Origin of the sequence: Acinetobacter sp. CIP A162 (assembly GCF_000367905.1) — a bacterium.
GTDB lineage: Bacteria > Pseudomonadota > Gammaproteobacteria > Pseudomonadales > Moraxellaceae > Acinetobacter > Acinetobacter lwoffii.
The window spans coordinates 548084-574650 of the sequence record NZ_KB849158.1 but is presented as its reverse complement, the minus strand read 5'-3'; the positions used below and the strand labels follow the sequence as shown (position 1 = coordinate 574650).

Genomic DNA, 26567 nt, shown 5'->3' with positions numbered 1-26567 from the left:
AAGATCTCAGACTACGTACTTAAGCCATTGCAATTCAGAAAAGGTATCTCATGCCTTAGCTCAGATTTTTTCTGCCGCTTGGCGGAAATAGCCCATATAATTTATCTCCTTCAAGCCATAATCTTGCGCTAGAAAAACCTCAAGACTCGTGAATCCTATTCTTGAAATAGTCATTTAAAATGTACGAAGTCTGGCGAACAATGATCCGGACTAAAAAGGCAGGAGCGCTATGATCATTGATTTTCATCAAGCACAATTACAGAAGTTTATTGCACTGGCGATGAAGATCGAAGCTGAGCCTGAACTGTATTTGCAGTTTGATTCGGTCTCGGATTTTTATAAGGCTGACTGGCTGCAGGCTTTCCCAGCTGGAACTGAATACTATGTTTCCGGTCTAGATGATGGTGCCGATGAGTTTCATGCCGTGATTTATTATGGCGAAGCGCAGCTACAGATCAGCTGTGGACAGGCACAGCTTTCAGTAAAACTATGTTGCAAACATTGACCGGGCTGCCGGTATTTCCCGATAAAAGAATAATGACATCCGCTATAAAGTTGATATAAATTGCAGAGTCATCTCTGTATCTGATTTTTATTCGCATCAGCCGAGAGTGGCATAGGCGAATATCGTAATAAAAATAAGGAAAAAATAGCATGGCACATCAGTTCACCGTGAAAGCAATTATCAATGGCGTGTCTATTGATGAATTTAAGCGTTTGGCCAATGATATTCGTTTGCATGAGGCAGTTTGCCATCGAATTCCTGCGCAAAACTTGGAAATCCTGGTTTCGGAAAAGCAGGGGCATATGTATACCCTGAAACGCGCTTATAATCTGGATGTTAATATTCCTGATATCGCAAAAAAATCACTCAAAGATGCATTCCGTTTGCAGCGTACCGATGTTAGCGATCTGAATGAAATGACTTCGACGGTACAACTCGGTGCGAACTTGCCGATCGAGGCCATTTGTCAGCGTGCAGTTACCGGAGATGAAGACCAGATCCAGTTCCAGCTAAACTGGACAGTCAAAGTCAAAGTGCCTTTGCTGGGTGGCATGTTAGAAAAGCATGCTGAAGGTGAGATTCGTAAATTTAGTGAAATTGAACTCAGCATTGTCGAAGATGAATTGCGTAAAGGTCTCACCGCTTGAAGCAATCAAATAGTGTGATTGACCTAATTTAAAAACTGGTCAGGTTAGACGCAGGATAGTGGTAGTTGATTGGGCGGTAGATCGCCATTTTCAGGGTGACTGCCACTATCCAAAAAACTTTTTTAAGTGCTGATAAAGTTTGCCGTCACATTAATACTGATGGCCAGAATGGTGGTATTGAATCCGTAAGCCAAAAGCAAATGTAAGGTATTTAGAACCCGCATAGATTGGCAAGTAATGGATACATCTGCAGTTTGCGCAGAAGTCCCGATGATATAACTAAAATATAGAAAGTCCGGATAAGTCGGTCTTGCGGTATTGGGGAAATCCAGTCCACCGTGTTGCTGTTTGTCGAGTGCCAGATAAAAGTCATGTGTATAATGAATTGCAAAAATCGTATGCATCAAGAACCAGGCTGAAATAATGGTCAGAACTGATAAGATTAAATGGCCGGTTCGAATAGTGGTGTCTTGGGGTAAATGATTAATTTCAATAATAATCGCAATAAAACACATGATCAGGGTGATGATCACTAGAAACAGAATGATCCATTTGCTGGCATCTTGTTGCATGGCGCGTTGCAGAATATGAGCATGATCAATACGCCAGAGTTTTTTTATGGTCAATAATAAATAAGCGTAAATCGCGATATTCCAGCTGATCAACAGGCAGCTTGACCAGCTCAAAGGGGTGACTGTCTGTAAAACCAGATAAAATCCAATGATGGCTGGGAAAATAATAAAGAAATACAGACGGGATTGTAGTGCCGTTTTTATAGATTGAAGAAGCTGCATCATGCCATTTATATTTGTTTTGCTGACTTCTCAAGATCCTAACACAGAACCGTTTGCAATAAAGAAGATTGCAACGGCCTGAGTAGCAGCCTTAGTTATTTCCTCTACGACATTTCATCCTAAAGGTGTCGAACTGATTCGAGTTGAGCAATTTGACTGCGCGGATCGCGCAGCAGGCGTGATCATCTCAATAAATTTTTTTCTGAACCGAGGTTTAGATCGATTGAGCAGGTTGTTAGATTGCAGTGCCATAAGCAAAGACTTCTACCATGCCACCTTGCATACCGAGTTCTGTGGTGCTGAGCCGAATGCCCATAATCTGAGTCGCACCGATTTTTTCGGCCTCGAGTTTTAATCGCACAATTGCTTCACGTCGTGCTCGTTCTACTACACTTTCATAGCTGGTCAGACGGCCACCGAGCATATTCTGCACATTGGCAATCGCATATTTAAAATAATCATGAGAAATGACCACATTGCTGCTGATCATCTGTCCGGAATATTCAGACACAGCGAAGCGGCTATTGTTCACCCGGATATATGCCAGACGTTGTTCCTGTTCATCCAGATAACGAAAATGTTTACCTTCGTTATAACGTCCAAAACCGAAACCGACACAAAACAGAATGGCAAAAATGATGATCTGGAGAATTAAACCATCCATGCTTTAATCTGCCTGCGGAAAAGGGTCGGGCAATTTCGGCATGATCGGATCAACGACTACGGCTGTCCCATAAACAAAGAGTTCAGAAGCACCTTGGGCGATATTAGAGGTCGAGAAACGAATGCCGACAATCGCATTGGCACCCCTACTACGGGCTTTTTCAATCATGCGGTTCATGGCTTCCTGTCGTGATTCTTCCAGCAGTTCGGTATAGGCGGTAAGCTCACCACCGACAATATTTTTCAGGCCGGCCAATAAGTCACGTCCGACATGTTTGCTGCGTACGGTACTGCCATACACCACATCAATTTGCTGGCGAATGGTATGTCCCGGTACAGATTCCAGATTGCTAAGTAACATGTGCATGTTTTCTAAATAAATCGCTGGTCTATGACAATAGGAAAACTGCTTCGAAAATGCAATAAAAAAAAGCCCACCGAAGTGAGCTTTTCCTGATCTGTCTGGAATTTATTGCGCTGGTTGTTCTGCCGCACGGCGCTGTTCAGATACAGACGGTGTATTCGGTAAGGTATCCGTCGTATTGACTTTCAAGCCGCCCCCCAGGGTTTTGTAGACTTCAACCTGATTGTTCAGATTGGCCTGTTCAAGCAATAACAAACCTTGTTCTGCTGCATAAGACGCACGCTGTGCGTCCAGTACCGTCAGATAGCTGTCAATTCCGGCGCGGAAACGTGCCTGTGACAAGCGATAGGTGGTGTTGGTTGCTTCGACCAGGCGGCGCTGAGCTGCAAGACGATCACCAATATTCTGACGTACCGCCAAAGCATCATTCACTTCACGGAAAGCAGTCTGAATCGACTTTTCGTAATCTGACAAGGCAATTTGCTGATCGGTTTCAGAAATACGGATATTGGCCTGACGGGTACCCCAATCAAAAATTGGAATATCCAGACTCGGACCAAATGACCAGGCAAAACTGCCCGACTTAAACAGGTCGCCTAAATCCGTAGAGGCATAACCTGCTGAACCGGTCAAACTAATCGTCGGGAACAGGCGTGCACGTGCTGCCGCAATATTGGCACCTGCCGCAGACAGACGGTATTCTGCTGCACGAACATCTGGACGGTTAATCAGTAGATCACTTGGCAAGCCTGAACCCAATGCAGTATTTGAGGTGATGCGGGTTACGCGTTGTGCTGGTAATAAATTCGCAGGCACTTGCTGACCGACCAGCAGGTTTAACAGGTTTTGTGCCTGTGCTACCTGAGTGCGGTAATTCGCAACATCATTACGTGCAGTTTCAACCGAGATCTGTGCCTGACGTACTGGAAGCTCGCTGTCGATCCCGACATCAAAACGTTTCTTGTTCAGATTGAAAGATTCAAGCTGGGCTTTCAGCGTTTGTTCAGCCAAAGCCAGATTGGCATTGGCAAACGAGTAGCTGAGCCAAGCCTGAGACACCTGACCAATCAAGGCAATTTGCGTCGCATCTCGCGCACTTTGGGTCGCCAGGAAACTATCCAGCGCATTGTCACGCAAGCTGCGGACACGCCCCCAGAAATCCAGTTCATACGCAGTTACACCCAGTCCGACATTATAAGTCGTCACTGCACCACGATTCTGGGAATTCATGGTGTCCTGGCGCAATACGCTACCACTGGCACCAATCGTCGGTAACTGGTTGTTTTCAGTAATCTGATACTGTTGCTGGGCTCGTTGAATATTGAGGGCAGCAATACGCAAATCACGGTTATTGTTTAATGCCAGATCCAGCACCTGTAACAGGCGCTGATCGGCAAAAAAGTTTTTATAACCTTGTTCTGCTACAGAAGTACCAGACGCATTGGTATAGCTGCTCGGGATATCTGCCTGCGCAACCGGCTCTGGACTGCGCATGCTTTGACAAGCCGTCAAAGCAAGCGCAAGGGCAGATACCGCAATGCTACGACCTGTAATAGACCATACATTTTGCATTACGACTTATACTCCTGATTTTGTTGTTTTGGTTTGTATTTAAAGACACTTCGAATCCACACGTAGAATACCGGGATAAAGAAGATACCTAACAAGGTCGAGCTGATCACGCCGCCGAGTACGCCATAACCGACTGAGTGCTGGCTACCTGCACCCGCCCCTGAAGCCAGAGCAAGCGGTAATACACCAAAACCAAAGGCCAATGTGGTCATGATAATTGGACGTAAACGCATTTTTGCCGCATGCAAGGTCGCTTCAAATAACTCTTCACCTTGTTCCTGCAATTCTTTCGCAAACTCGACAATCAAGATCGCGTTTTTCGCAGAAAGACCAATCACGGCAATAATCGCTACCTGGAAGTAAATGTTATTCGACAGGTTTGGATTTTGCAGCAGCACCATTCCACCAAAGGTGAGTAATAATGCACCGACAATACCCAATGGGACCACCAGTAGAACCGAGAACGGAATCGACCAGCTTTCATACAGGGCTGCCAGACACAGGAAGACAATCAGCAGTGACAAGGCATACAGGAACGGAGCTTGTGCACCAGATTCACGCTCTTCTAAAGACAGGCCTGTCCATTCGAAGTCGAAACCTTGCAAGCCCATTTCTGGTAACTTAGCCACAATTTCTTCCATGGCCACCATTGCGTCGCCCGAGCTGATACCCGGAGCAGGTGTACCTTGAATGTTCATGGACGATACGCCGTTATAACGCTCAAGACGTGGTGAACCGTAGGTCCATTCGCCTGTGGCAAATGCCGAGAATGGCACCATTTCACCACGATTATTACGCACATACCATTGGTCCAGATCTTCCGGCATCATACGTGAGCCAGCTTCACCCTGAACATAGACTTTCTTGACACGACCACGATCAATGAAATCATTGATATATGAACCGCCCCAAGCAATACCCATGGTGCTGTTAATTTCGGCAACGCTGACACCCAGTGCACCTGCTTGCGCATGATCCACAATGACACGGTACTGAGGAGTATCTTCCTGACCGTTTGGACGTACGCCTGCCAGACGCGAATCTTGTGCGGCCATACCCAGGATTGCATTACGTGCTGCCAGGAGCTGTTCATGACTTTGACCACTTGCAGCCTTGAGCTGCAAGTTGAAGCCAGCCGACACACCCAGTTCAGGCATCGCAGGAAGCTGCAATGGCATGATATAAGACGCATCTTTGATAATCATGTTCAGTGCCATACCACGTTGAATAATGGCACCGACTTGAGATTCCGGACTGTGACGCTCTGACCAGTCTTTCAACTTAATGAAAGCCAGACCTGCATTTTGTCCCACACCCGTGAAGGAGAAACCTGCCACACTAAAGACGGATTCTACATGCTCTTTCTCGTTTTCCAAGAAATAGTTGGTCATGGTGCTGACCACTTTGTCGGTACGTTCCAAGGTTGCATTTGGCGGTAACTGAACCAGCGTCATGACCACGCCCTGGTCTTCATCCGGTAGGAACGAAGAAGGCAGTTTCTGGAACAACAGCACAATAATACCCAGTACCACGGCATACACCACACCTGAGAAAATCTTGCTGTGGGTCATGCGGTTGACGCCGCCCTGATATTTCACAGAGACCTTGTCAAAACTGCTATTAAACCAGCGGAAGAAACGCGCAAAAATACCATTACTTTCCGGCTTGTTCGGATCATGCTGTTTCAGCAGGGTCGCACACAGGGCAGGAGTAAAGGTTAAGGCAACCACCAGTGACAAGACCATCGCTGTGACCAGCGTAATCGAGAACTGGCGATAAATGACCCCGGTGGTTCCACCGAAGAAAGCCATTGGAACGAATACTGCCGACAGCACCGAGGTAATACCAATCAATGCGCCAGAAATCTGTTTCATCGATTTTTCAGTTGCAGCAACCGGATCCAGATGTTCTTCCACCATGACCCGTTCGACGTTCTCGACCACAACAATCGCGTCATCGACCAGAAGACCAATCGCCAATACCATGGCAAACATGGTCAGGGTATTAATCGAGAAGCCAAAGATGTTAATGACGGCAAATGTACCCAATACTACGACTGGAACTGCCATGGTTGGAATGATGGTGGCACGCCAGTTCTGCAAGAACAGGAACATCACCAGGAATACTAGAATAATCGCTTCGATCAGAGTTTTAACTACACTCTTAATCGACAGTTCAATAAATGGTGTTGTATCAAACGCCAGTTGGTCGACCATGCCTTGCGGATAGTTCGGACGTAACTGTTTTAAGCGTTCTTCAACCGCTTGTGCGGTATCCAGGGCATTGGCGCCAGTCGCAAGCTTGATTGCTACACCACCAGCCGGTTTGCCATTAAATTTAGAATCGAACTGATAGTTATCTGCACCGAGTTCAACTCGTGCAACATCACCTAAGCGAACCTGCGCACCAGAAGTGGCATTTTTCAGGAAGATATTGCTGAACTGCTCCGGCGTTTGTAACAGACTTTGAGCCGTTACCGTCGCATTTAACACTTGTCCTTGAACTGCAGGCGCACCACCCAACTGACCTACGGCAACCTGTGCATTCTGGGTACGGATTGCATTAGCAATATCACTTGGCGTTACTTGCAGGCTGGCCATCTTGGCTGGATCCAGCCAGATACGCATCGCATAAGAACCACCAAAGACCTGAACTTCACCGACCCCGGCCACACGGCTTAAAGGTTCAGCAATATTCGAGTTAACATAGTCTTTGATGTCATCTGCGGTCAGGCTGCTATCAGGTGAATAGAATGCCAAAACTTGCAAGAAGCTTGCACCCGATTTGGTCACCCGCACACCCTGACGCTGTACATCTTCAGGCAGCAGGGCAGTCGCAGACTGTAATTTGTTTTGAACCTGAACCTGTGCGATATCAGGATCGACACCCTGGTCAAAATTCAAGGAAATAGACGAAGAGCCGTTACCCGCACTGTTAGACGAGATATAGCGCAAGCCATCCATACCGTTCATCTGCTGCTCGATGATCTGGGTCACTGTATTTTCAACAGTTTCAGCAGATGCACCCGGATAAGTCGCAGAAATCGTCACGGTCGGTGGCGCGATGGTTGGATATTGTGCAATCGGCATTTTGCTGATGGTTAAAATACCCGCCAGCATAATCACCAATGCAATCACCCATGCGAAAATCGGGCGATGAATAAAGAATTGAGCCATGAACCATTACTCCTTATGCATTTGCAGCAGGTTTTTGTTCAGGTTTCTCTTTAGCATCATCTGCCTTTTTCTCGCTCGTTGCAGGCTGTTGCGGTGCAGCACCTTGTGGCGCAGCAGCTTGAGGTTGATAAGGTTTTGGTACAACTTGCTGTTCAGGTTTTACTTTCGCAATACCATCTACAATCACTTTATCGCCTGGATTCAGACCTTCAGTCACAATCCAGTTGCTGCCTTGGGAACCAACGGTAGTCACTGGACGTGGCGTCACTTTATTGTCAGCACCGACCAGCATCGCCATCGCCTGACCTGTTGGGGTACGGGTCAAAGCTGCTTGCGGAATCAGGAACGCATTCGGTACTTCACCCTGTACGATTTGTGCAGTGGCAAACATACCTGGCAAAAGCAGGTGATTTTTGTTCGGGAATACCGCACGTAAAGTCACGGTACCTGTTTCCGGGTTCACGCTGGCATCAGAGAATGCAAGACGGCCTTCAACCGGGTAGATACTGCCATCTTCAAGCTTCAACTTGACTTTGGTGTTGTTCGAGCTGTTCAAGCTGCCTTGGTTAAGCTGTTGACGTAAACGTAAAAGCTCGGCACTTGACTGGTTGATATCTACATAGATTGGATCTAGACGCTGAATTGTCACCAATGGCTCTGGCTGATTCGCTGTTACCAAAGCACCCGCCGTCACCGATGAACGGTTGGTCTGGCCTGAAATCGGAGCGCGTACAGTCGAATAGCCCAGGTTGATTTCGGCATTACGCAAAGTTGCGCGATTGGCATTCAAATCAGCTTCAGCCAGTTTGACCTGTGCCGCGATGTCATCATATTCCTGTTTGGAAATGGCATTGGTACCGACCAGTTGACGGTAACGGCCTTCCTTCACACGCAATACGCCCAGATTGGCTTCAGCACGGGCAATCGCTGCACGAGCATTGTCCACTGTAGTGCGGTTGGTGCTTGAATCGATTTCATACAAGGCCTGACCTTCACGCACATAGCTGCCTTCCGTGAACAAGCGTTTAAGCACCACGCCACTGGCTTGTGGACGTACATCTGAAATTTCAAATGCTGTTGTACGACCTGAGAGCTCTACAGACTGCTCTACACTTTGCGGTTGTGCAACAAGAACACCGACTTCAGTCGGTGGCATTTGTTGTTGAGCACCAGCTTGCTGGCCCTCTTTAGGATCTTTGCTACAACCAACAAGTGCAAGACTTGTTGCCAATGCGCAAGCAGTCAGGGCAGGTGCCCAAAGCTTTGCAGACATCATTATTCCACCTCTAATTAGATTTATATCTAAATTTTCTTATTTGTGAGCCGCGCAATATCTGATCCAGACCATATACCACAACGAAATCCAAATAAAACTGATACTCCAGCCGGATATGACATCTGAAGGAAAATGTACGCCCAGATAAACTCTTGAGATCCCCATCATCAGCATCCATACCACTGCACCTATCACGATGAGGGTATAACGGGAATGTTGCCGATGGATGTAAATTGCCAAACAAGCCAGACAAGCCGCATATAGACTATGGGCACTTGGAAAGGAACTTCCAAAGCTTTCAACCAGATGCAAGGATTCTGGTGGTCGGGGTCGGGCAATTGCAAATTTCAACAGCCAAGCTAGGAGAATTCCTCCGATAATTCCGATACATATAAAAATTGCGTTTGTATACTTTTTATACCACAGCAATGCAATACACCATAGCGTGGATAAAAATAATACAAATGGCATGCCACCTATTAAGGATAAGGACTGAGTAATTTGATTCCAAAACTCGGTGCGATAAAGACTCATCCATTCCACAGCTTGCAAGTCGAGCTCGTTTAAAGCGGGAATATTCAGGATGAACACACTGAAAATTAAAAATAAAATACCGACAAAAAGTAACAAGTAATGCATGCCAAAAATCCTTGTCCTTTTAACCGTTCGCAGATCGGTCAATTGTCTGAAGCAAAGTGTACTTGTCAGTACACTTTTTTTCAAGTGTGCGTATTTTATGCGAATTCCATTTTTTTCGTAAGGAATTTGTTGCTAAATATAGTGTAATTATCTCAGTTTTGAGTTTTTGTCGATGTATGATTTTCGTCAATTTCAATGCTTTGTTTGGGTGGCCAGAAGAAATCACTAGGTCGGGTCAGGAAGTGCGTCATGACCAGTTTTGCCAAAGGTTTCCACTGTTCAAAACGCACCCGGCGTGCGCGTAAGGCTACAATAATCGTCAAAGTGAAACTGACAAACAAGTTGGTCAGGCCAATGAGTAACACACCCAGAAAAGACACTACGATCAAGCCGATATCGGGACCATTGATCGTAATTAGACCCTGAATAAAGTTGGCAGAGGCAAAGGCGATATGGCGAATATCCAGTGGCAGACCGAGAATAAAACCAATGGTGCCCATACTGCCGAGCATGATCCCAAAAATAAAATTACCCGCCAGTGCACCCAAATTACGTTCGATATAGTCAGCAAAACGGTAAAGACGCTCTTGCCCCATCAGCTGCGATAACCGCACATGGGCTTTCAGGCGCGGACCGACTTTGCGATAAACGGCCATATTGTCAAAATAACCGGCCAATAATCCGGACAGGAACAGACATACCCCGGCAATCGCTGCATGCGGAATTGCCAACGAAGTAAAAGGATTCAGGTCATGCAGGGTTTTGGCAGCCTTGGCATGATTCATTAAAGGTTCATGCAGCGCAAAATCCCACAGCAGGGTAATCAATGCTGCTACGGGAATTGCAATCGAAATATTGCCCAAAATGGCGACAAACTGGGTGCGGATGATATTTACAATCAGCGCGGCCAGCTCGGCAATTTGAGCCATTTTCGAGCCTTTACGCTGCTGTACAGTAGCCGCCAGTGCGGCAGCAGTCATCGCCGGTTGTTTGGTCGCTACGGTAAAATGCAGGACATGAATCAGCATAAAGCCTAGCGAATAGTTCATGCTGTAGCTAAAAGCCTGCATTAACGGAGCCATGGTGAGGCGTGTCATCAGAACTTTTAAGGTGGCCATTGTCGCGATGATGGCACCAGCACCTGCAGCCGATTTATACATGGCCAGAAAGCCTTGCTTGTCGGTACTCACATAATGCTCACCGGTCTTGCTGGCATTTTCAGTGACCTGTAAAGCCAAAAGTTCACTATTGGTGGCCAGCAGGGCCCGCACACTGCGTTCGCTATAAATTGCTTCAGTAATGTCCGCCATAAATAGGCCAATGGATTGATAACGCAGATCATCGTCATCCATGACCATATTCAGCAGAATCTCAACCCGTTCCAGACACTGTTCTAGCAGTGCCAGCATATAGGTCAGGCTGACACTGACGCCAGTCCGCTTGGTAGAACGGCGAATCTTGGCCACGACATCATGACATTGTTCCAGCATCACCAGTGCTTGTGAGGCATCCGGTGGGGTAATCGAATCGACTAGGGTGACTGTGTTGTAACGTTTTTTATATTCCTGAATAAACTCGTTAATCTCACGATTCTGTACCAGAAAAGGAGATTCATATTCCATCAGTTCAGGCTGGGCATTAATAAATTCAGGGTGCAGACCAATACCACTGATCCGGTAAGACAAAATGGTCAATGCCTTGATCAGTTGGTCTTTAATTCGGGTTTTTTCAGGCTGATTGGAATGTCCCTGATTCAGGACTGAAAATAAACGTTGCCAGTCATCTTCATCAAAATAATCCAGCCAGTATTTATCGGTACGCTGATAAAAAACCTTGCGGAATAATTCCTGGAGTTGCTGATGGTCGGGAATCAGCGGCAAGACATGTGCACCAAGGCGCTGGTTTAGCTGGTTCCAGAATCCATCTAGAGACAAAATGCCGGTATCGGAAAACAGACCGGTCTGTTTATAGCGGTTAATGATCCGCAGGGTAAAGGTTTGAAGCGTGGCAACCGCATTCGGGGTGAGTAATAAAGCCCGGATAAATGCATTGAATTTCGCTTTGATCTCTTCGGTATTTCTGCTGTCTTCAGGTCTGATTCTTTCAACCAGTTCAATCAGAAGATTTTCATCCAGCACCGCCCGAGGTTGTTCAAGCTGGTGTTGCATGTTTTGAAAAAGATCTAGAAAATTAATATGCATAGGCGAGTTTAAAAGTTACTGAATTCGGTGTAGGGCCAGTTTGGCCAGATTAATCAGGGCCTGACGATATTCGGAGTCAGGTAATGCCTGTAAGGCATCAATTGCAATTTCAGTTTCTTCTGTAGCACGTTGACGGCAATAATCCAGCGCACCAGATTCATTGACAATTTGAATGACCTGTTCCAGATGTTCCGTACCGCCAGTCGCAATACTGCGACGGATGATTTCATGTTGCTCACCGGTGGTGTTTTTCAGTGCCGCAATCAATGGCAGGGTCGGTTTACCTTCCATGAGATCATCACCAATATTTTTGCCGAGCGTGTCCGCATCGGAGGTGTAATCTAAAATGTCATCAATAATCTGGAAAGCATTGCCGAAATGTCCGGCAAAGGTTTTTAAAGGCTGACGGAATTCATCTTTATCCGACAAAATAGCAGCACCTTCGGTGGCCAGTTCAAACAGGCGCGAGGTTTTGCCATGAATAATATTCAAATAAGTCGCTTCAGTGGTTTCCGGCTGATGCTGGGATTGCAGTTGCAGCACTTCACCTTCAGCAATTTCACAGGTACCGGTCGAAAAATCTTTGAGCAACACCATGTTGTTCAGATCGACCAGCAAATCAAAAGCACGTGAAATCAGAAAGTCACCCACCAAAACCGCAGTCTGGTTATTCCAGGTCGCATTGGCCGTCGGGCGGCCGCGACGCAGACCGGATTCATCTACTACATCATCATGCACCAGTGTTGCGGTATGCAGCATCTCAATGATTGCAGCCAGTTTGCGGTGCGGTTCTAAATTTTCAGCACCACACGCCTTGGCGGCCAAAAGGCACATAATCGGGCGCATACGTTTGCCACCCGCTTCTACCACATGTTTGCTGACGGCCATCACTAATGCAACTTTTGAGGTAATTCCTTCATTAATGAATGTGTCCATCGCAGCAAAGTCGTTAGCAACAGGAGCGAGAATATCTTGCTTAAAGTCGATGGTCATGTGAAAGAAAACCTCTAGTCTGGTAAATCGCTGGGCGTAGTTTAACAATTTATAACATGAGTGAAACCTAAGAAATGCATAAACTCCACTAAAAATCAGCTTTTTATAGATCTTATGTAGATTCGATCCATATTTCGAGCCATAAAAATCAGGAAAGGTCAGGGGCGTCGCCCTATTCGTCAGGCTGAGTATATTAATCAAACTGGCCGGATTTCTGCTGTATTATTTTGTTGCTGAATATATCTTGAGTATTTGATTTGATAGAAATTATTTAATAGTTAAATAATTAGCGCATCCTGCTCATTATTATTTCAGTAAAATGGCTTGTTGTTTTTTTGAATATCCCTTAAAATCCTCGCCCTTAGATATCCCCCCAGTGGCGTACGTCTTAAGTTCGATATATTCCTTTATCGGCACGACGACACGGGCTTGTTTGGAGTACATTATGTACGCAGTAATCCAAAGCGGTGGTAAACAGCACCGTGTAGTTGAGGGTGAAACCCTTAAAGTAGAATTATTGAAAGCTGAAACTGGCGCGACTATTACGTTTGATGACGTATTGATGCTTGTTAACGGTGAAAGCATTCAAATCGGTGCTCCAGTTGTTGCTGGTGCTACTGTAACTGCTGAAGTAGTTAGCCATGGTCGTCACGACAAAATCCGCATCATCAAAATGCGTCGTCGTAAACACTACCGTAAACAACAAGGTCACCGTCAATGGTTCACTGAGTTGAAAATTACAGCTATTTCAGGCTAATTACGAGGAGTAAATAGACATGGCAACTAAAAAAGCCGGTGGTTCGACTAAGAACGGTCGTGATTCGAATCCTAAGATGTTAGGTGTTAAAGTTTACGGTGGTCAAACTGTAACTGCAGGTAACATCATCGTTCGTCAACGTGGTACTGAATTCCACGCTGGTCAAAACGTTGGTATGGGTCGTGACCATACATTATTTGCTACTGCTGATGGCGTAGTAAAATTCGAAGTGAAAGGTCAATTTGGCCGTCGCTACGTATCTGTTGACGCGTAATCCGCTAAGATAGAAAAAAGCCCACGGTTACTGTGGGTTTTTTTATGCCTGAAAATTAATGTTTAGATTAATCGACATTCAATCATGTAAAAATTGTCCTGAAATCTTCATGATGATGAACAAAAAAACCGATTTCGAATTAATAACAATACAAAAGTTCTTATTTTCTATCATTTTAGCTTTTAATTTTCGTTTAAGATGAGCTATCAAATAAATTGCGATCACGCTAAATATAAAGGTGAAATTATGAATATGCTTCGTAAAACCGTCTGTGCTATGGCTCTGGGTGCAGTGACTTTAGCACCGGTGATGAGTACAACCGTGTTTGCTGCACCTGTGGCAGCTTCGGAGCAACAGGCAACAGCCAGTCTGGTCAAACAGCTCAATCATGTGCGTAGCATGACTGCAAATTTCGAGCAAAGCACCAAGGTAACCAATCCGAGAGCAACCCAGAAAAAAGGTTTGACTGCACAACATATGAACCAAACCTTTAAAGGGGTGATGAAAGTCGCGCGTCCGGGTAAATTCTATTGGGAAACGACCGCACCGTCGAAGCAAGTCATTGCAACAACGGGTAAAACCGTATGGATTTATGATCCGGACTTGCAGCAAGCCGTTCGTCAAAGCTTAGATGAGCAAGTTGCCAATACGCCGGCGTTATTGCTGTCAGGAAACACCAGTCAGATTATGCAGTCTTACCGGGTGACTCAGCCAAATAAAGGCAAAACCTATTACACGCTGTATCCTAAAAATACCGATGGTGTGTTTGAAAGCCTAACCATTAGCTTTGGCGCAAACAAAGCACCAAGCTTGATGATCTTGCAGGATTCATTGGGACAAACCACCAATATCAAATTTAGCAATGTAAAAGTAAATAGCAGTATTCCAGCCTCTACCTTTAACTTTACCCCACCAAAAGGTACGGACATCATTGATCAATAAGCATCAATATGAACCAGATAAAAAAAGCAACCTTTCGAGGTTGCTTTTTTATTGCCGATCATCAGGATTGTTTTGGACAGACTACAAGGTTCAGCTATATCTAAACACGAGAGCATCTTAGAATAAATAAAAGTCGAGTCAATGAAATTGCAAAATTTTGGGAGCTCAGGATGAAGATTAATCTATTTAAAACTGCTGAAATTTACGCTGTTTTATTACTCACTGTAGGTATGTTGGGTTGTCAGCCTCAATCTAGCTCAGTGGCAACGCTGGCGCAAACAGATCGGGTTGTGCAGATTGAAGGCAAGACCGTTCCTGTGAAAGGGGCAGCCAAAGTGGTATGTGAAATAGAAGGTTGTGTACGCTTTGATCTACAAACGGTGGACAGCAATATTGACTGGATTAATCAATATTTTATTGAGCGCATTCAGCATACCGAACCTGTTGCATTCACCAAAGTTACCCAGAAAAATCCTAAAAAAGCCGATGAACCGCATTATCTGGATCAGCGCTTTATCAAAGCGGAATTTGTCGGTCAGCGTGCCCATCTGGCGACTTTTGCTTTAAAAAGTTCCAATCTGGCAAGGAATAAAAATGCTTCTCTGAAACATGTGGAATATATCAATTTTGATCTAAAACAGAACAAACGTTTGGCTTTGTCTCAACTGTTATTAAATGGCGGTGAGCAGAAACTGCTGAATGCGATGTATCGAACCAATACTCAATGGCTGAATACGCAGGGTATTCAACAACAGCAGTTAAAATTGAGTGATAACTATTATTTTGATACAACAGGTCTGGTGATGGTGTATCCGGCAGGCGAACTAGCTCCGGCAGCAGCAGGAATGCCTGAATTAAAAGTGTCATATGCGGATTTAAATGAAGTGATTCGCCCTGAATATTTAGCCATTTTGCAGCAGACAGCTTCCTAAATATTGTGCTAATAGGACGCAGCCGTGGTCTTGGTCACTGTATTTTTTAATGCTAAGAGCTTACACTATAGCCAGTTTTTTTCTTCTGCAAAGATTGATTATGATCGACCCGAAATTACTCAGAAATAATATTGAGGCTGTAAATGTAGCCTTGGCAAAACGTGGTGTTCAACTCAATGTTGAAGAGTGGGCATCCCTAGAAGCACGCCGTAAAGAGATTCAGTCCAAGACAGAAACACTGCAAGCTGAACGTAATGCCGGTGCCAAACAAGTCGGTCAAATTAAAAAAGCAGGTGGCGACGCATCTGAAATCATGACTCGCATGTCTGCGATTGGTGATGAAATCAAAGCGGCTGAAGCAGCACTGGCTGAACTGCAAGCTGAGCTTGAAGAAAAATTATTATCTATTCCAAACTTGCCAGATGAAGCTGTGCCTGAAGGTAAAGACGAAAGCGATAACGTGGAAATCCTGAAATGGGGTACACCACGTGAATTTGATTTCGAAATCAAAGACCATACGGATCTGGGCGAAATGATGGGCGGTCTTGAATTTGAAACCGCGACCAAATTAACTGGTTCACGCTTCAGTGTATTGAAAGGTCCATTGGCGCGTTTACAACGTGCCATTACCCAGTTCATGCTAAATACGCATACTGATCAAAATGGTTATACCGAAGCCTATGTGCCTTATCTGGTCAATGCAGATTCATTGCGTGGGACTGGTCAGCTGCCTAAATTTGAAGAAGATCTGTTTAAGCTGCAGGGCGAAAAAGAGTTTTATCTGATTCCAACTGCTGAAGTGCCAGTGACGAATTTCGTACGTGATGAAATTATTGATGCAGACCGTCTGCCACTGAAATATGCAGCGCACACGCCATGTTTCCGTAGTGAAGCAGGTTCTTATGGTCGTGATACCCGCGGTTTGATCCGTCAGCACCAATTCGACAAAGTCGAAATGGTTCAGATTGTAAAACCTGAAACTTCGATGCAAGTGCTTGAAGAATTGACTGGCCATGCTGAAGGCATTTTGCAAGCACTCGGACTTCCATATCGTAAAATTTTACTTTGTGGTGGTGACATGGGTTTTGGTGCGACCAAGACTTATGACTTGGAAGTTTGGGTACCAAGCCAAAATACTTACCGTGAAATTTCATCTTGTTCAAACATGGGTGATTTCCAGGCGCGTCGTATGAAAGCGCGTTACCGGGCTGATCAGAAGAAAACTGAATTTGTACATACCTTGAATGGTTCAGGTCTGGCCGTGGGTCGTACTTTACTTGCAGTGATGGAAAACTATCAACGCGCTGATGGCTCGATTGAGATTCCTGAAGTATTACGTCCATATATGGGTGGTGCGACTTATATCGACTAATTGTCGATCTCTGCATCCCTAAATGTGCATGAAAATTGCATAGACAGATTTAAAATTTTGAGGTAGTTCGTGGATATTTTTCCAATCTCGTTAAAGTTGCAACAGCAACCTTGTCTGATTGTCGGTGGTGGACATATTGCATACCGTAAAGCACTTTTACTTCAAAAAGCAGGTGCAGTCATTCATGTGATTGCGCCTGAAATTGAAGAAAGTCTGCTGCGAATTGTGCAAAATAGCCAAGGACAATATGTGCAGGCGGCTTTTCATCCTGAAGTTGCGTTACATCCATATCGACTAGTGATTGCGGCGACTGATGATGCCGAGACCAATCGTCAGGTCTTTGAACTGTGTGAAGCGGAAAATGTCTTGGTCAATAGCGTTGATGATCCACCGCATTGCCGGTTTATGGTTCCTGCGATTATTGACCGTTCGCCTTTGGTGATTTCGGTGGCATCGAATGGCACGTCGCCGGTATTATCGCGTCAGATCCGTACCCAACTGGAAACGACTATTCCGCATGGAATGGGCAAGCTGGCTGAATTTTCAGGAAAATGGCGCAGTGCGGTTAAGGCTAAAATTGTCAATCCGGATGAACGCCGTATTTTCTGGGAAGATTTATATGCCAGTTCGCTAAAAGAACAGGTGTTCAACGACAATATCGCGGAAGCAGATCGCCTGATTGAGCAGGCCTTACAGGAATGGCAACAGCCGAAAGGTGAAGTCTACTTGGTCGGTGCGGGTCCGGGTGATCCAGAATTGTTGACCTTAAAAGCCTTGCGTTTAATGCAGCAAGCCGACGTGGTCATTTACGACCGACTGGTTTCAGCGCCAATTATGGAGCTGTGCCGCCGCGATGCGGAAAAGATCTATGTCGGTAAGGCACGTTCCAATCATGCGGTTCCGCAAGATGGGATTAATGCCTTGTTGGTGAAATATGCCAGTGAAGGAAAGCGGGTTTGTCGTCTGAAAGGCGGTGATCCATTTATCTTCGGGCGTGGCGGTGAAGAGATTGAAGAACTTTTTGCGGCAGGTATCACTTTTCAAGTGGTTCCAGGGATTACCGCAGCTTCAGGCTGTTCAGCCTATGCCGGTATTCCATTAACCCATCGTGATTATGCGCAAAGTGTACGTTTTCTGACAGGTCACTTAAAAGAAGGTTCACCCGAATTGCCTTGGAGTGAGTTGGTCTATGAAAACCAGACCTTAGTGCTCTATATGGGGTTGGTGGGACTGGAGAAAATCTGTGCAGAATTAATCGCTCATGGTCAACGAGCCGACATGCCAGTGGCCTTGGTTTCTAAAGGTACGACGCCTGAACAGAAAGTTGTAGTAGGAACGCTTGCTGATATTGCATCCAAAGTGTCCGAACATCAGATTCAAGCCCCGACTTTGACCATTATTGGTGAAGTTGTACGCTTACGTGAACAATTACAATGGCATGAGCGAGGATAAGCAAAGCACTGCTTTGCCTAAGCGCAAGACGAATGTCGTGTCTGAATTAAATATATTAAGTGAGTAAGCTGTGATCCACGTTGTTTTATATGAGCCTGAAATTCCTGCAAATACAGGCAATATCATTCGTCTGTGTGCCAATACCGGAGCACAGTTGCATCTGGTCAAGCCGCTGGGTTTTGAACTGGATGACAAAAAACTGAAACGTGCCGGTCTGGATTATCACGAATATGCCAATATGCAGATTTGGGAAAATATCGAAGACTGTCTGGCTGATCTGGCAAGTAAAGGCATTGGTCTGGATGCAATCTATCCATTGACCACCAAAGGTTCTGAAACACCGCATACTTCGGATTTAAACCGTCCTGTGGCCTTGTTAATGGGGCCGGAAACTCGTGGTCTGCCTGAACATGTTCGTCTAATGTTTCCGCAAAAGCACTGGATTCGTTTACCGATGGCAGAGAACTCCCGAAGTTTGAACCTATCGAATGCCACAGCAGTGATTGTGTATGAAGCTTGGCGTCAGCAGGGTTTTAAAACGCTTTAAGCTGATATTTGTAGTAATTCTAAAAGCTACCTTTGGGTGGCTTTTTTATTTTGTGTAACAAATAGATAAACTGCTTTTCACTTCATTGTATGCTTGAGTTTATAACTTCATCAAATATAACAAAAGGTGCAGCCTTGAAGCCTCTATTAAAACTTATCATCGCATGTTGCCTTGGATCTATTGCGGCTTCCGTGAGTGCGGAAGAGGGCAGTGCCGCCACATCGGCAACAAAGGAAGTTCAGCCCATTACTCAGGCAGAAATACAGCAGGGTTTGCTAAACATGCAGAAACGCTTAGATACGCGTATTGAAAAATGGGGGCAGAGCCTGAATTCAGATGATTTTCAATGGACTTGGCGGGGGCGTAAATTAAAGCCTGCCAAGCGTGAGGAAGTCTGTGATATTTTTCAAGATGTCGTGGATGAAATGTATCAACTGGCCGTCAAGAATAAAGCCCGTTTAGGTCCGGAAGAGCAAAAGTTATTGTCTAATCGCAGTCTGTTTATTGAGAAACTGGGTTATGAAAATAATCGGGTCAATACCCAGATGGGTTTTGATTGCTATCTGCATTAGTAAAATCAAAACATGACAGACATAAAAAAGGCGCATGAAGCGCCTTTTTTATTTGAAGAAAAACGATATTATTTATCGTCAAATTCATTGTGCTGAGGAGCAGGGTGCTTGAAGCCTTTGGTTTTATAACCTAAGTACAAGATACCGCCAAATGCCCAGATCAGACCATATTTAAGCGAAGCTTCATCGACTTCTAGCCACAGAGCAAAGACTGAAATGAAGCCAAGTAAAGGAACCACGACAAAGTTCATGATCTCTTTAGCACTCTTGGTACGACCATCACGTAATGCATAACGTGAAATCACCGACAAGTTAACGAAACTGAATGCAGTTAAGGCACCAAAGCTGATCAACGACACCACAAAATCAAGATCCATAAAGCCAGCAGTTAAAGCCACTGCACCAGCGATTAAGATGTTGTATGAAGGTGTATAGTTTTTCGGGCTAATATGACCGAAGATCTTCTTGTTGATTACGCCATCACGACCCATCACGTACATCAGACGTGATACACCCGCATGTGCTGAAATACCAGAAGCCATGACTGTCACAATTGCGAAGTAAAGTACGACTGTCTTAAACGCCACGCCACCTACAGCTTGTAAAATATCCGGCTGTGTTGCAGCGATATCTTCAAAGTAAGTTTTTGGATCATTCGGGAAGAAGATCTGCATAAAGTAAGTACTGATGATGAAGATGATACCTGCCAATAATGCAGTCAAGAAAATCGCTTTAGGTAAGGTTTTCTCAGTATCTTTGGTTTCTTCAGCCAGAGAACTCAAAGAGTCAAAACCTGTGAATGAGAAGCACAGTAAGGTTGCACCGGTAATCAGGGCAGCAACAGAAGTAAACTCATTCCAGAATGGCTCTAAACTCCACAGTTGATACTTTGCATCGACCAGTGTGCCATCTGCATTTACGCCACCTTCCAAAAGTTGGTAAACCATCCAGGTGAAGTATGCAATGACGCCCAATTGTACGAATACAATCATACTGTTGAAATTGGCAACAAATCTCGCACCGCGAAGGTTGATCGCAGTCATAAAGGCGGTTAAACCAATGACCCAAACCCAATGGTTCATATCTGGGAAAAGTGCTTCCAGATAAATCACCGCCAGAATGATATTGACCATTGGCGATAACAGGTAATCCAGTAAGGATGACCAACCCACCATGAAACCTACGTTTGGGTGGATGGATTTTTGCGCATAGGTATAGGCCGAACCCGAAGAAGGGTAGCGACGAATCATATGACCATAACTCAAGGAGGTTAACAAAATTGCAATCAGTGCAAAAATGTAAGAGGTAGGAACGTGGAAGTTACTTTCTTCAGATACCAGACCAAATGTATCAAACAAGGTCATGGGTTGAATATAAGCTAAACCAATAATAATGATGTGCCAGAGTCCCAGCGTTTTTTGCAGTTTAGCTGCCGATTGAGTCCCAGAGATATTAGTCAACGGCGTTATCCTCTTAATCGTTGATCAAGGATCAGTCATATTTATAAGGATCGTTTGAGACGAACGATCCCCCCTACAGTTTTCTATAAAAGTCCGCCAATCTACTTGAAAAGAACGGCTTTTGCTAGCTATTTTTTTGACTTTTGTCCTGCATAAAATGTGCCATTCAAAAATAGAAATCGAATTTTTTCTTATGCAAGATAAAAGCCTGATGCTTAAAAAAACATCAGGCTAGAATTTCGGCTATATTGGCTTATTTTTCAGTAATTACCAAGCCTTTTTTAAGATAGATTTTAAATCTTCTAGGGTGGCTTCTTTCGGGTTATAAATGATGGAACCATCATTCAGGGCTTTCTCTGCCACTTCATCGAGCTGGGCTTCAGAAATCTTACCGGTTTCACGTAATGTGCGTGGTAATTTGGTCAGACTGTAAATGCGGTCACGCATGGTCAGAATCGTCGCAATGGTTTTGTCAGCACGTAGATGCGCTGGCGTTTGTGCATAAATATCAGCACCCGCCAAAGGCAGGAGCAGATCTGCGATTTTATCGCCATTGACCTCTTTGTTGTATTCCAGCACATAAGGCAGGAATAAGTTCATGCATAAACCATGCGGCAGATGTACCACTGCACCCAATGAGTGCCCCAATGAATGCACAATGCCGACCATCGAGTTGGAAAATGCAATTCCCGCCATGGTCGATGCCTGTGCCAGTTCCAGACGGCCTTGTGCATCGGAAGGGTTGTCCAGCACATTAAATAGATGGGTACTTATCTTCTTGACTGCGGCAGTGGCATAAGCATCCGAAATTGGATTGGCTGCCATGCAGGTATAAGCTTCAACCGCATGAGTCATAGCATCCATTGCGGTCATGGCGGTTAAATGCGGCGGCAAGGTCTGGGTCATGCGGGGATCCAGAATCGCAGCATGCGGCATCAGATAATAAGAGGCGAACGGCATTTTGACGTTCTTTTCAGTGTCCGACACGACAGCGACCATGGTCACTTCTGAACCTGTACCAGACGTGGTTGGAATCACAAAGAACGGTTTCAGCGGTTTAGGCAGGTTATGTGCACCCGAATATTTCAGCAGGTCATCACCGCCTTCAGAGACTAGAATATTGGTTGCCTTCGAGGTATCAATGACTGAACCACCGCCCACAGCAATGATCGCATCACAATGATTTTCGCGATACAGCTTTGCCGCACTGCGTACTGTACCCAAGCTAGAGTCGGGTGGTACGTCATCAAAAATCGCTACAATTGCAGCATCCGCCATTTCAAATGCAGCTTCAATCGGTGCCAGCAGATTGTTGGCACGGACGCCTTTGTCGGTAATGATCAGCGGACGTTTGGCCCCCAAAGTCGCAAGTTCAAACGGAATATGTTCTAACGCGGCATGACCGGCAATCACTTTGACCGGACAGAAAAATTCATAATAAGGTTTAGCCATGTTATACACTCCGTTTCAAATAGGATTGAGCGATTTTCAGATAAATACTGCTCGCTTCGCTTAGTTTTTCTTTTAGGCTCAGATTGCTTGGATATTCTTTCACTGCCAGTTGTGCCACCATTTTCGGCAAAATCAGCGCTTCCATTTTATTCAGGCAGCGTACCAGACGAATGGCATTGGAAATATCGCCATCAGCAATCATACGGTCATGGGCAAAAGCCTGTGAGGTACTTTCCTGAAAAGAAAACACCAAAAAGGCATGGTGCAGATGTTTAAAGGTAATGATCAAATCAGGTGCTTTTTCCAGATTTTTAACCAGTTCCAGTTGTTTATCCTCAGTGACCCGCGCCACAAAGGCCGGGCCATGCGGAAAGACTTTCATGGAAAGAGTAAAATTTTCTGGAAAATGGGCCACTTCCTGTTTGATTTCTTCATCCACCTGACTTGCCATGACCAGACCTCGGCCAATCACATCCATCATGAGTTTGACATAGGCAAGCTGCAAAGCGGGTTTTACGGATTTAGTCGCAATCACGTGATGATCCCTATCTCAATATTATTGGTTTAGAGTAAATACTCTAATTTATTTGGGGCTGAAATGCAAAGGCTTTATCTTTGCTCGACAGTTACTTGCTTAAAGTACCCGCTGTGACGCAAAGTTTCAATAATTTCAGTGCACAACTGGCTGAATTGAGGCGGTTGTTCGAGCAAATCACTCATGCGTACCATTTCCAGTCCTGCATAGCCACAAGGGTTAATGGTATTGAATCCGCTTAGGTCACAATCCAGATTTAGGGACAAACCATGATAGCTACGGCCTTTGCGAATTTTAAAACCAAGTGAGCCAATTTTGCGTTCAGCAACGTAAACCCCGGGGGCATCCGGTTTGGCATAGGCATTAATGCCATATTTTTTTAGCAATTCGATCATCAGGTTTTCAGCATAAGACACCAGCGTGCGCACATTCCAGCCCAGACGATTCAAGTCAAACATGAAGTAAGCCACCAATTGACCGGGACCATGCCAAGTCACCTGACCACCACGATCGGTCTGAATCACCGGAATATTGCTTGGTATTAAAATATGTTCCGGTTTGCCTGCCTGACCTTGAGTCAGTACATCCTGATGTTGCAAAATCCACAATTGATCCGGGCTATGTTCATCACGGGTTTCCGTAAATGTTTTCATTTCCAGAAAACGATCTTCATAAGGTGTGAGGTCGTGATATTGGCGAATGATCAGCTCGGGCTTTTGCAGCACATCAGTCACAGGAAGTGTCCTTGGTAATTATAAAAAACTGGTCATAATTATAATGATTTCGGCATGAAATAGGGGTGAGATCAGCAATATTTCATGGGTATCTTAGCGCTGTATAGGCATAAAAAAAACACGCCCGGAAGCGTGTCTTTTGTATTTTCGATTACAGTGCTGTTTTAATTAGCGGGCAAGCGGCCAAATCTGCATATACTGCATGAACCTGTTCCAGTTCCAAAAAGCGCAGTTGTGCGGTAATGGAATGGTATTTTCCAGTACGTGATGGCGTAATACTGACGCTATCACCTTCAAAATCTGGAAAATGTTTTAGAAAAATATCAATGACAGCATGACGCAATTCATCGCCCGCAAGGCCAATCAGTTTAATCGGATAATCCATAGGGAAAACCCAAAGATGTTCTTGAAGTTCACGAGATGGTGTACGGTCTAACATGGTAGTCCCCCTGATTTGAAACGCCTGCAATCATGCAGGCGTTTGGGTTTGTCTTGGCTACTTAAATGGAGACTGATGATCAAATTTCAAGTCTCCAGAATAAGCATCAAATCTTAATCATTCTCAAGGAATGAACGTAAGTGTTCTGAACGCGATGGATGGCGAAGTTTACGCAGCGCTTTCGCTTCAATCTGACGAATACGTTCACGTGTTACGTCAAACTGTTTGCCCACCTCTTCCAAAGTATGGTCGGTCGGCATATCGATACCAAAACGCATTTTTAGGACTTTGGCTTCACGTTCAGTCAGGTTTTCCAGAACTTCACGTGTCGCTTCTTTCAGGCCTTCAGACGTTGCCGCATCAATTGGTGAAGTGATGTTGCTGTCTTCAATGAAGTCACCCAGATGTGAATCTTCATCATCACCGATCGGTGTTTCCATCGAAATTGGTTCTTTGGCGATTTTCAGTACTTTACGTACTTTAACTTCGTCCATTTCCAGACGTTCGCCCAGTTCTTCAGGAGTCGGTTCACGACCCATTTCCTGTAGAAGCTGACGAGATACACGGTTGATCTTGTTGATCGTTTCAATCATGTGTACCGGAATACGAATGGTACGTGCCTGATCCGCGATCGAACGGGTAATCGCCTGACGAATCCACCAGGTCGCATAAGTCGAGAATTTATAACCACGACGGTATTCAAACTTGTCTACGGCTTTCATCAGACCGATGTTACCTTCCTGAATCAGATCCAGGAATTGCAAGCCACGGTTGGTATATTTCTTCGCAATCGAAATTACCAGACGCAAGTTCGCTTCAACCATTTCTTTCTTGGCACGACGTGCTTTGGCTTCACCGACGGCCATACGTTTGGCAATGTCTTTAATGCCTTTTACATCAAGGCCAAGCTCTTTCTCGATATCGGCAATTTTTTGCTGGAAGGCCAATACGTCTGGACGTACTTTTTCCAGATAAGCTTTCTGGTCTGCAGGTGTTTTTGCGATCTGCTCATCTAACCAGGCTGGATTCGATTCTTGGCCCGGGAAGCTGGTACGGAACTGGGTGCGATCCATACGGCCACGACGTACTGCATAACGCATCACTTCACGTTCTGCACCACGAATTTGATCATGGGTACCACGAATCATTTCAGAAATGATATCAAATAGACGCGGGGTAAATTTGAACATCATGAATACAGTTGCAAGTGCCTGCAAAGCTTCTTCAGCCTGTTTGCTGTCACGACCATGTTTTTCAATAGTTGCTTTGGTATTCAGCCACGCATTTTCCAGTTCAGTAAAACGCGCTTTAGCAATTTCAGGATCTGGACCAGAATCTGCTTCTGATTCATCATCAGAATCTGCTTCTTCTTCCTCTTCATCATCGTCCAGTTTTACATCTTTGGTCGATTTTTTCGAGTCAGTCTCATCTTCAGCAAGAACCGCTTCTTCTTCTAGAACTTCAGGAATTTCTTCATCTGATTCAGGATCTAAATAACCTGATAAAAGGTCAGCAAGACGGCGTTCACCCGCTTCATAATCTTTGTATTCTTGCAGTACCACTTCTACCGCATTCGGCCAGTAAGCAATCGAGTGCAAAACATCACGAATACCTTCTTCGATGCGTTTTGCGATGCTGATTTCGCCTTCACGAGTCAGAAGTTCTACTGTACCCATCTCACGCATATACATACGTACAGGGTCAGTGGTACGACCTGGCTCGTTTTCTACCGAGGCAAGTACGGCTGCAGCTTCTTCTTCTGCAACTTCATCCGCCGCTTCTGCAGTATCTTCGAACATCGTATCATCAGATTCAGGCGCGCGATCATGTACCGGAATACCAACGTCATTCAGCATCTGAATGATGTCTTCAATCTGCTCGCTTTCTGTGATGGAGTCCGGCAGATGATCGTTAACCTCAGCGAAGGTTAAATAACCTTGTTCTTTGCCTCGGCTAATCAGAGCCGCTACTTGAGAAGTAGGGGAAGTCATATCGCTCATCTTTTGCTTACTCTTCGTTGAATCTGTGGCAGTAAAAAACCGTACAATGCTGCACGATTTAAGCTCGTTAAATTTAGTGAATAGCCTATATATTTCATCAGAGAATTCAGCATGAAAGCTGTCTGATAAAATATTTAAAATGAAATTCAGTAATTTAAGATGGGGGTGAATTTGTTGTTTTCAAGTTCATCCCATGCGTGTCTGTTTATGACTCAAAAAAGGAGAATCAAAAAACATAAGGACGCAGGGTGGATTATATCATGGCACAC

General features: G+C 44.9%; 25 protein-coding genes. 10 read left to right on the top strand and 15 right to left on the bottom strand.

Annotated elements, in window-relative coordinates:
• Positions 1-229 precede the first annotated feature (229 nt).
• Both F995_RS05445 and F995_RS05440 read left to right on the top strand, forming a co-directional pair.
• On the top strand, positions 230-505 hold the full coding sequence (locus F995_RS05445; RefSeq protein WP_004280654.1) for a hypothetical protein: 276 nt from the start codon (positions 230-232) through the stop codon (positions 503-505).
• Positions 506-654: 149 nt separating this feature from the next.
• Positions 655-1152, top strand: coding sequence for a DUF2505 family protein (locus F995_RS05440; RefSeq protein WP_004645803.1), 498 nt, complete (start codon positions 655-657; stop codon positions 1150-1152).
• A 122-nt stretch (positions 1153-1274) separates the two neighbouring features.
• Here the strand turns inward: F995_RS05440 and F995_RS05435 are convergent, their stop codons facing one another.
• From F995_RS05435 to sdsA, 9 genes are all read right to left on the bottom strand, one after another.
• On the bottom strand, positions 1275-1949 hold the full coding sequence (locus tag F995_RS05435; RefSeq protein ID WP_004280651.1) for a DUF1345 domain-containing protein: 675 nt from the start codon (positions 1947-1949) through the stop codon (positions 1275-1277).
• A 232-nt stretch (positions 1950-2181) separates the two neighbouring features.
• Positions 2182-2610 (bottom strand): YbjQ family protein, encoded by a 429-nt coding sequence (locus F995_RS05430; protein WP_004280650.1) that lies wholly within the window; start codon positions 2608-2610, stop codon positions 2182-2184.
• A 3-nt stretch (positions 2611-2613) separates the two neighbouring features.
• The gene (locus F995_RS05425) at positions 2614-2970 is read right to left on the bottom strand and encodes a YbjQ family protein (RefSeq protein WP_004280648.1); all 357 of its coding nucleotides are present in this window, start codon (positions 2968-2970) and stop codon (positions 2614-2616) included.
• A 108-nt stretch (positions 2971-3078) separates the two neighbouring features.
• A complete protein-coding gene (adeK, locus tag F995_RS05420) occupies positions 3079-4545 on the bottom strand; it encodes a multidrug efflux RND transporter AdeIJK outer membrane channel subunit AdeK (RefSeq protein WP_004280647.1) in 1467 nt (488 codons plus the stop codon).
• The gene (locus tag F995_RS05415; protein WP_004280646.1) at positions 4545-7721 is read right to left on the bottom strand and encodes an efflux RND transporter permease subunit; all 3177 of its coding nucleotides are present in this window, start codon (positions 7719-7721) and stop codon (positions 4545-4547) included. The genes adeK and F995_RS05415 overlap by 1 nt, the downstream gene beginning before the upstream one ends.
• A 13-nt stretch (positions 7722-7734) precedes the next feature.
• Complete coding sequence (locus tag F995_RS05410) at positions 7735-8997, bottom strand: efflux RND transporter periplasmic adaptor subunit (protein WP_004280644.1); 1263 nt, start codon at positions 8995-8997, stop codon at positions 7735-7737.
• Positions 8998-9033: 36 nt separating this feature from the next.
• Positions 9034-9636: a phosphatase PAP2 family protein gene (locus F995_RS05405; protein ID WP_004645802.1), complete on the bottom strand. Its 603-nt coding sequence runs from the start codon at positions 9634-9636 to the stop codon at positions 9034-9036.
• Between the two features lie 152 nt (positions 9637-9788).
• Positions 9789-11837 carry a site-specific recombinase gene (locus tag F995_RS05400; RefSeq protein ID WP_004645801.1) on the bottom strand — a complete coding sequence of 683 codons (2049 nt, stop codon included), beginning with the start codon at positions 11835-11837 and terminating at the stop codon, positions 9789-9791.
• Positions 11838-11852: 15 nt separating this feature from the next.
• Positions 11853-12830, bottom strand: coding sequence for an All-trans-nonaprenyl-diphosphate synthase (sdsA, locus tag F995_RS05395; RefSeq protein WP_004280641.1), 978 nt, complete (start codon positions 12828-12830; stop codon positions 11853-11855).
• 445 nt (positions 12831-13275) lie between these two features.
• On the opposite strand from sdsA, the gene rplU reads away from it, so the two are divergent.
• The 8 genes from rplU (at position 13276) to F995_RS05355 (ending at position 19678) form a co-directional block, all read left to right on the top strand.
• Complete coding sequence (gene rplU / locus F995_RS05390; protein WP_004280640.1) at positions 13276-13587, top strand: 50S ribosomal protein L21; 312 nt, start codon at positions 13276-13278, stop codon at positions 13585-13587.
• Positions 13588-13606: 19 nt separating this feature from the next.
• Complete coding sequence (rpmA, locus tag F995_RS05385) at positions 13607-13861, top strand: 50S ribosomal protein L27 (protein ID WP_004280639.1); 255 nt, start codon at positions 13607-13609, stop codon at positions 13859-13861.
• A gap of 246 nt (positions 13862-14107) precedes the next feature.
• Positions 14108-14803: an outer membrane lipoprotein periplasmic chaperone LolA gene (gene lolA / locus F995_RS05380; protein WP_004280638.1), complete on the top strand. Its 696-nt coding sequence runs from the start codon at positions 14108-14110 to the stop codon at positions 14801-14803.
• Between the two features lie 170 nt (positions 14804-14973).
• Positions 14974-15735, top strand: a complete 762-nt coding sequence (locus tag F995_RS05375; protein WP_004280637.1) for an RsiV family protein — start codon at positions 14974-14976, stop codon at positions 15733-15735.
• Between the two features lie 100 nt (positions 15736-15835).
• On the top strand, positions 15836-17107 hold the full coding sequence (serS, locus tag F995_RS05370; protein ID WP_004645799.1) for a serine--tRNA ligase: 1272 nt from the start codon (positions 15836-15838) through the stop codon (positions 17105-17107).
• Positions 17108-17176: 69 nt separating this feature from the next.
• On the top strand, positions 17177-18559 hold the full coding sequence (gene cysG, locus F995_RS05365) for a siroheme synthase CysG (RefSeq protein ID WP_004280635.1): 1383 nt from the start codon (positions 17177-17179) through the stop codon (positions 18557-18559).
• Positions 18560-18629: 70 nt separating this feature from the next.
• Positions 18630-19106, top strand: a complete 477-nt coding sequence (locus F995_RS05360) for a tRNA (cytidine(34)-2'-O)-methyltransferase (protein WP_004280633.1) — start codon at positions 18630-18632, stop codon at positions 19104-19106.
• An 89-nt stretch (positions 19107-19195) separates the two neighbouring features.
• Entirely contained in the window at positions 19196-19678 is a 483-nt protein-coding gene (locus tag F995_RS05355) for a hypothetical protein (protein ID WP_004645798.1), read from the top strand.
• Between the two features lie 68 nt (positions 19679-19746).
• Here F995_RS05355 and F995_RS05350 read toward each other — a convergent pair whose 3' ends face one another.
• From F995_RS05350 to rpoD, 6 genes are all read right to left on the bottom strand, one after another.
• Positions 19747-21138, bottom strand: coding sequence for an APC family permease (locus F995_RS05350; protein ID WP_004280630.1), 1392 nt, complete (start codon positions 21136-21138; stop codon positions 19747-19749).
• A gap of 267 nt (positions 21139-21405) precedes the next feature.
• Positions 21406-22590 carry an iron-containing alcohol dehydrogenase gene (locus F995_RS05345; RefSeq protein WP_004280629.1) on the bottom strand — a complete coding sequence of 395 codons (1185 nt, stop codon included), beginning with the start codon at positions 22588-22590 and terminating at the stop codon, positions 21406-21408.
• A gap of 1 nt (position 22591) precedes the next feature.
• On the bottom strand, positions 22592-23125 hold the full coding sequence (locus F995_RS05340) for a hypothetical protein (protein ID WP_004645797.1): 534 nt from the start codon (positions 23123-23125) through the stop codon (positions 22592-22594).
• Positions 23126-23199: 74 nt separating this feature from the next.
• Complete coding sequence (lipB, locus tag F995_RS05335) at positions 23200-23859, bottom strand: lipoyl(octanoyl) transferase LipB (RefSeq protein ID WP_004645796.1); 660 nt, start codon at positions 23857-23859, stop codon at positions 23200-23202.
• 151 nt (positions 23860-24010) lie between these two features.
• A complete protein-coding gene (locus tag F995_RS05330) occupies positions 24011-24298 on the bottom strand; it encodes a YbeD family protein (RefSeq protein WP_004280625.1) in 288 nt (95 codons plus the stop codon).
• A gap of 113 nt (positions 24299-24411) precedes the next feature.
• Complete coding sequence (gene rpoD / locus F995_RS05325) at positions 24412-26346, bottom strand: RNA polymerase sigma factor RpoD (protein ID WP_224215688.1); 1935 nt, start codon at positions 26344-26346, stop codon at positions 24412-24414.
• Positions 26347-26567 lie beyond the last annotated feature (221 nt).

Coding starts and splice junctions, on each gene's coding strand:
- F995_RS05445 (WP_004280654.1), top strand. CDS start 230: ATGATCATTGATTTTCATCAAGCACAATTACAGAAGTTTATTGCACTG.
- F995_RS05440 (WP_004645803.1), top strand. CDS start 655: ATGGCACATCAGTTCACCGTGAAAGCAATTATCAATGGCGTGTCTATT.
- F995_RS05435 (WP_004280651.1), bottom strand. CDS start 1,949: ATGATGCAGCTTCTTCAATCTATAAAAACGGCACTACAATCCCGTCTG.
- F995_RS05430 (WP_004280650.1), bottom strand. CDS start 2,610: ATGGATGGTTTAATTCTCCAGATCATCATTTTTGCCATTCTGTTTTGT.
- F995_RS05425 (WP_004280648.1), bottom strand. CDS start 2,970: ATGTTACTTAGCAATCTGGAATCTGTACCGGGACATACCATTCGCCAG.
- adeK (WP_004280647.1), bottom strand. CDS start 4,545: ATGCAAAATGTATGGTCTATTACAGGTCGTAGCATTGCGGTATCTGCC.
- F995_RS05415 (WP_004280646.1), bottom strand. CDS start 7,721: ATGGCTCAATTCTTTATTCATCGCCCGATTTTCGCATGGGTGATTGCA.
- F995_RS05410 (WP_004280644.1), bottom strand. CDS start 8,997: ATGATGTCTGCAAAGCTTTGGGCACCTGCCCTGACTGCTTGCGCATTG.
- F995_RS05405 (WP_004645802.1), bottom strand. CDS start 9,636: ATGCATTACTTGTTACTTTTTGTCGGTATTTTATTTTTAATTTTCAGT.
- F995_RS05400 (WP_004645801.1), bottom strand. CDS start 11,837: ATGCATATTAATTTTCTAGATCTTTTTCAAAACATGCAACACCAGCTT.
- sdsA (WP_004280641.1), bottom strand. CDS start 12,830: ATGACCATCGACTTTAAGCAAGATATTCTCGCTCCTGTTGCTAACGAC.
- rplU (WP_004280640.1), top strand. CDS start 13,276: ATGTACGCAGTAATCCAAAGCGGTGGTAAACAGCACCGTGTAGTTGAG.
- rpmA (WP_004280639.1), top strand. CDS start 13,607: ATGGCAACTAAAAAAGCCGGTGGTTCGACTAAGAACGGTCGTGATTCG.
- lolA (WP_004280638.1), top strand. CDS start 14,108: ATGAATATGCTTCGTAAAACCGTCTGTGCTATGGCTCTGGGTGCAGTG.
- F995_RS05375 (WP_004280637.1), top strand. CDS start 14,974: ATGAAGATTAATCTATTTAAAACTGCTGAAATTTACGCTGTTTTATTA.
- serS (WP_004645799.1), top strand. CDS start 15,836: ATGATCGACCCGAAATTACTCAGAAATAATATTGAGGCTGTAAATGTA.
- F995_RS05355 (WP_004645798.1), top strand. CDS start 19,196: ATGCTTGAGTTTATAACTTCATCAAATATAACAAAAGGTGCAGCCTTG.
- F995_RS05345 (WP_004280629.1), bottom strand. CDS start 22,590: ATGGCTAAACCTTATTATGAATTTTTCTGTCCGGTCAAAGTGATTGCC.
- F995_RS05330 (WP_004280625.1), bottom strand. CDS start 24,298: ATGTTAGACCGTACACCATCTCGTGAACTTCAAGAACATCTTTGGGTT.